Source organism: Candidatus Effluviviaceae Genus V sp., assembly GCA_014728125.1.
GTDB lineage: Bacteria > Joyebacterota > Joyebacteria > Joyebacterales > Joyebacteraceae > WJMD01.
The window spans coordinates 1-5,839 of sequence record WJMD01000023.1; the positions used below are offsets into that span (position 1 = coordinate 1).

Annotated in this window: 4 protein-coding genes; 3 read left to right on the plus strand and 1 reads right to left on the minus strand. The window is 67.2% G+C overall.

The features are described from left to right. Positions 1–50: 50 nt before the first annotated feature. From GF405_01310 to GF405_01320, 3 genes are all read left to right on the plus strand, one after another. The gene (locus GF405_01310; protein MBD3366793.1) at positions 51–1,865 is read left to right on the plus strand and encodes a M3 family oligoendopeptidase; all 1,815 of its coding nucleotides are present in this window, start codon (positions 51–53) and stop codon (positions 1,863–1,865) included. 305 nt (positions 1,866–2,170) lie between these two features. Continuing rightward, positions 2,171–4,738 (plus strand): protein kinase, encoded by a 2,568-nt coding sequence (locus GF405_01315; GenBank protein MBD3366794.1) that lies wholly within the window; start codon positions 2,171–2,173, stop codon positions 4,736–4,738. Positions 4,739–4,813: 75 nt separating this feature from the next. Continuing rightward, the gene (locus GF405_01320) at positions 4,814–5,125 is read left to right on the plus strand and encodes a hypothetical protein (protein ID MBD3366795.1); all 312 of its coding nucleotides are present in this window, start codon (positions 4,814–4,816) and stop codon (positions 5,123–5,125) included. A 3-nt stretch (positions 5,126–5,128) separates the two neighbouring features. Here the strand turns inward: GF405_01320 and GF405_01325 are convergent. Then, the coding region (locus GF405_01325) for a methyltransferase domain-containing protein (GenBank protein MBD3366796.1) at positions 5,129–5,839 on the minus strand (711 nt) is incomplete at its 5' end.

A 5,839-nucleotide genomic window follows, 5' to 3' on the forward strand; every position in this document is an offset into this window, starting at 1 on the left:
CGCCATGATACACTACGACAACGATTCACGGCGCCAAGAAGGAGGATGCTATGCCGAAGAACGAACGACTGCCTCACTGGGACCTTGCGAGCGTCTACCGGAGCCTTGAGTCGGACGACTTCGAGTCCGACTTCGAGCTTTTCAAGAAGCAGCTCGGCGAGCTCGACGAGATGATCGAGGAGCACCACATCGGCGAGCTCGAACGGCCGCCGGACGACACCGAACACGCCGGGGACGTCCTCGACGCGTTCATCACGAAGCTCAACGAGACGCTCCGGCTCCGCGCGACGCTCGAGGCGTACATCTACGGCTTCGTTACGACCGACTCGTACAACAAGACGGCTGCCCGGCGGATGAGCGAGCTCGAGAAGGTCAGCATCCGCGCCCGGAAGATCCTCGTGCGCTTCGAGGCGTGGGTCGGCTCCCTCGAGTCGTCGCTCGACGAGATCGCCGAGAAGGCGCCCGTGACGAAGGAGCACAGGGTAGCGCTGGCCGACATAGCGGAGGAGAGCCGCTTCCGAATGGAGACGCCGCTGGAGGACCTCGCGTCCGAGCTCGTGGTGTCGGGCGGCGGCGCAATGTGGAAGCTCCAGGGCACGGTGACGAGCCAGCTCAAGATGCCCTTCGAGAAGCCCGGCGGCGAGACCGAGGAGCTGCCGATCACCGTCATACGCAACATGTCGAACTCGCCCGACGAGAGCGTCAGGCGAAGGGCCTACGAGACCGAGCTCGCGGGGTACGAGCGGGTCCGCGAGCCGGTGGCGTTCGCGCTCAACTGCGTCAAGGGAACGGCCATCACGCTCGCGAAGCGGCGCGGGCACGAGAGCGTCCTCGACAAGACGCTCCAGCAGAACCGAATGGACCGCGAGACGCTCGACGCACTGCTCGCCTCGATGCGTGACTCGTTCGGTGACTTCCGTCGCTACTTCCGGAGCAAGGCGAAGAAGCTCGGGAAGGAGAAGCTCGCGTGGTGGGATCTCACGGCACCGACGGGCAGCGCGGAGCTCTCCTACAGCTGGGACGAGGCCCGCGACTTCATCGTTTCACAGTTCGGGACGTTCACCGGCGAACTGGCCGACTTCGCGAAGAACGCCTTCGAGCAGCACTGGATCGATGCCGAGCCGAGAGACGGCAAGACGGGCGGAGCCTACTGCATGCGCGTGCCGAAGGTCGACGAGTCGCGCATCCTCGCTAACTTCGACGGGAGCTTCGACCAGGTCTCGACGCTCGCCCACGAGCTCGGGCATGGGTTTCACAATCACTGTCAGGTCGGTCTTCCCAGACTTCGATCCGGCTCGCCGATGCCGCTGGCCGAGACGGCCTCCATCTTCTGCGAGACGATCGTCACGAACGCGGCTCTCGCGGCGGCGACCAAGGAGGAGAAGCTGGGCATTCTCGAGAACCAGCTCGTCAACGGCAGCCAGGTCATCGTCGACATCTACTCGAGGTTCCTCTTCGAGTCGGAGGTCATAAGGAGACGTGATGAGGCGGAGCTCTCGGCCGACGACTTCTGCGAGATCATGCTCGATGCTCAGCGGCAGACGTACGGGGACGGGCTCGACCAGGAGCATCTCAACAGCTACATGTGGCTCTGGAAGCCCCATTACTACTCGCACGAACTGAGCTTCTACAACTTCCCCTATGCGTTCGGGCTCCTCTTCGGACTCGGCGTGTACGCCATCTACGAGGAGAAGGGCGACGAGTTCATCCCCCGTTACAAGGAGCTCCTCAGGAGCACCGGAGAGGGAAAGATACCGGAGATCGCCTCAGAGTACGGCATCGACGTCCGTTCGAAGAGCTTCTGGGATGCCAGCCTCGACGTCCTTCGGACGCAGATCGACCTGTACTGCGGGATGGACGGATAGCCGGACAGCCGTGCACCCGTGACGACCGACGGGGCGGCCGCCAGAGGCCGCCCCTGGCGCGCTCCGGGAGGCGTCGCACACCGGTCCGGTCGACGTCGCGGCGAAGCCCGGATGAAGCCCTCCCGCGCGATTCGTTTGCGCTTCCCGAGCTTCATCTGCTATGCTGGTTAGTGAACGCTAACCATCCGCTTTCCGCCGTCTGACCGAAGAGCGTTGTCCTCTGCCCGAGGCGGGTGACCCGCGCTCGACCCGGCCACCGGTCGTCGCGTTGGCCTTGACGCCGGGGGCCGGCGCGGGGTGAGAGCATGATCGGCCGGCTCGTAGGACACTACAGGATCACCGAGAAGATCGGCTCGGGCGGCATGGGCGTGGTCTACCGGGCCGTCGACACCCATCTCGATCGCGAGGTTGCGCTCAAGTTCCTGCCCCCCGAGCTCACCCGCGATGAGGCCGCCAAGCAGCGCTTCATCGGCGAGGCGAAGACGACCTCCTCGATCAACCACCGGAACATCTGCACGGTCCACGACATCGGGGAGACCGACGACGGCCGCCTCTACATCTGCATGGCCTGCTACGACGGGCAGACGCTCGAGCAGCGTCTCGAGGAAGGACCCCTGCCGGTGCTCGAGGCGGTGCGTGTCGCCGCGGCCGTCGCCCGCGGGCTCCAGAAGGCCCACGAACGAGGGATCGTCCACCGGGACGTCAAGCCGGCCAACATCTTCATCACGGACGACGGCGGCGTCCGCATTCTCGACTTCGGGCTGGCGAAGCTGGCCGGGAGAGAGGGACTGACCGTCGCGGGAACGACCGTCGGGACGGCCGCGTACATGTCGCCCGAACAGGCCGGGGGCGACGTCGATCAGCGGACCGACATCTGGTCGCTCGGGGTCACGCTCTACGAGCTCCTGACGGGGACGACGCCCTTCGGCGGCGACACTCCGCAGGGCACGATCCACTCCATACTGACGGAGAAGCCCCCGCCGGTCCACGTCCTGCGTGATGACGTCCCGCCCGAGGTGGAGCGCGTGGTTGGTCGGTGTCTCGAGAAGGACCCCGAGCGCCGCTACAAGAGCGCGGCCGCACTCGCCGACGAGCTCGACCGGATCGCGGGAGCGCCGGCGTCCGACCGGACCGCCGTCACACGGACGATGAGGACCTCCCGTTCGGGCGCCCGACTCTGGATCGGGGTCTCTATCGCGGCACTCGTGCTCGGCCTCGTGGCACACCCGGCCGTCCGGCAGGTCCTCACAGGGTCCGCTGTCGACCGACCTCTCCCTTCGCCGCGCATCGTGGCGGTCCTGCCGCTCGAGGGGACCGGAGACGCGGCGGGGGTTGAGCGCCTCAGACTGGGCCTCCTCTCCCATCTCGGCCTCACGCTCCACGCGTTCCAGGAGAACGAGGACGGTCTCGTCGTTCTCCCGGTCGATATGGCCGTCGAGCGGGGCATCACGAAGCCGGCCGACGCCAGGGCCAGGGCCGGGGCGACCCTGGCACTGACCGGCCAGCTCGACAGGCGGGGCGACGTCGTTCACTGCGGTCTCAGACTGGTCGACACGACCGACGGGGAGACCATCGCGTTCCGGGAGTTCGACGACCGGGTCGGCAACGTCGCCGTGCTCGAGGACAGCCTGGCGGCCGGCGTGCTGACGATGCTCGAGGTCGCCGGTGACGGGGACGGACCGGGACTTCCCGGTGGGACGACGGTCCCGGCGGCCTTCGAGACGTACATCGAGGGCCTTGGACTGCTCGTACGACCGGGAGGCCGGGAGAGCGCGGTCCGCCTGCTCGAGCGCGCCGTCGATGCCGATCCCGCCTTCGCCCTGGCCCATGCTGCTCTCGGACGGGCTCGATGGGAGCTCTGTCTCGAGACGGCGGACTTCGGGGACGCCGCGGCCGCCGTCGGGTCGTGCAGTCTCGCCGCACGGCTCGCTCCCGACCTGGCGCTCCCCCACGTGACCCTGGGGAACATCCGGCTCCAGAGCGGGCAGGTTGACCTCGCCGCGGACTCGTTCAGAGAGGCCCTCGCCGCCGACCCCCTCTCGCTCGAGGCGCGCCGGGGACTCGTGTCGGCGCTGGAGGCGCGCGGCGAGAACGGTATGGCCGAGGAGCTTCTTCGCCGCGGCATCGCGCGGAGCCCGGCGGACTGGCGCCGCCGCTACGACCTCGGTGTGTTCCTGGCGATGCGCGGGCGGTGCGAGGACGCGGTGCCCGAGCTCCAGGCGGTCGTTGCGAGCGCGCCCCGACATGAACCGGCCCACTCGGCGCTCGGCGCCGTCTTCTACTACCTCGAGCGCTGGGACGAGGCCCGCGAGGCGCTGACGCGGTCGATCGAGATCCGTCCGGACTACTCGTCCTACTCCAACCTGGCCACGCTCTCGTTCCAGGAGGGACGCTACGCCGACGCGGCCGAACTCTACGAGCGGGCCCTCTCGATGGACGACAGCGACTATCGGGTCTGGGGGAACGCCGCCGCGGCCTATCTGTGGCTGCCCGGACAGCGGGACCGCGCGATGGAGATGTACCGACGGGCTGCGGAGAAGGCCCGGGACGCCTGCGCCGTCGACCCGCACAACGCGCACGCTCACTCCCACCTCGCCTCATACTACGGCGAGCTTGGACGTCGGGAGGAGGCGCTCGAGCGGGCCGACAGAGCACTGGCTCTGGCGCCGGACGACCCGGAGGTCCTGTTCCATGTCGGACACACGTACGAGGTGCTGGGGGAACGGGGGACGGCGCTCGAGTGGATCGGAAGGGCCGTAGAGCTGGGCTACTCCCGGGCGCAGATCGAGCGCACCCCGGGACTCAGAGCGCTCTGTTCGAGTACCGAGTACGAGCGGCTTATCCAGCGAGGTGGAGAGGAGGAACTCCTCTAGTACGCCGCGGAGCGACCTGACGCGGCAGCCGATGCGCTTCAGCCGGAACGGGAGCGCGCCTGAAAGGAAGGTCTCATGTCACAGCAACCGAAGACGGTCCAGATCCCCATCACGGTCGTGGACGAGATCCCCGTCGCAGCACCGGCCGAGGCGGCTCCGGGCGATACCGTCGTCTGGCAGGCGGGCAGCGACACGGTCAGCATCTGGTTCCCGCACGAGGACGTGTTCGAGAGCCGCGAGCTCACCAACAGGAGCACGGGCGATATCGGAGTGACCGTCCCAGACGAGGCGGAGGATGGCGAGTACCGCTACGCGATCTTCAGTCACGGGAAGAACGACTTCGTTCAGGGCGGGTCGCACCCGGTGATGATCATCAAGAAACCGTAGCGCTCATCGTCTCGCCACGACGACCATCCACTTGCTCTCGTCGGTGTACGGGCTTCGCTTGAAGTCGCCGTAGAGTTCGTGATGCGAGAGCCCGGCGTAGCCCAGCGCCTCCGCGACATGCTCGGGTGTGACGACGGCGATGGTCGCGGACTCGACGAACGAGTCGGTTCTCGTCGTGCCTGGCAGGTGTTCCTTGTAGAGGATGTCGAACGAGGTGGTATCGTCCGCCTCGTTCCACGTCTGAGCGATGAACCGGATGACGACGCGGCCGCCGGGCAGCTCGACGCGCTCAGGCTTGAACGACCGGACCCGACGGAGCGACCACGGCGACGAGACATCGAAGGCGAAGACGCCGTCGTCGTCCATGTGGTCGGCCGTCGTCCGGAAGATCCCCCGCAGGTCCTCCGCGCTGTCTCCCTGCACGCCACCCGACGGAGCATAGACGAACCCGAACGTCCTTCCGAGGTCGAACGAGAGCATGTCGGCCTTGAGCAGCCGGCAGCGTCCAGAGATGTTCGGGCACTCCACGCGCCGCTTCATCTTCGCCTGGCGCAACATGGCCGGCTCGTTGTCGATGCCGATGCCGTCCCGTCCGTCCTTGCAGATCTCGAACAGTACGCGCCCCGTCCCGACGCCGAGCTCGAGCACGTCGCCGCTCGTCTCCTGCGCAAGACTCCTGTAGAACTCGAGATTACCCTTCGTGTCGAAGTAATC

Bases quoted from the DNA above. Each gene is read 5' to 3' on its own strand.
- GF405_01320 (MBD3366795.1), top strand. From the start codon at position 4,814: ATGTCACAGCAACCGAAGACGGTCCAGATCCCCATCACGGTCGTGGAC.
- GF405_01310 (MBD3366793.1), top strand. From the start codon at position 51: ATGCCGAAGAACGAACGACTGCCTCACTGGGACCTTGCGAGCGTCTAC.
- GF405_01315 (MBD3366794.1), top strand. From the start codon at position 2,171: ATGATCGGCCGGCTCGTAGGACACTACAGGATCACCGAGAAGATCGGC.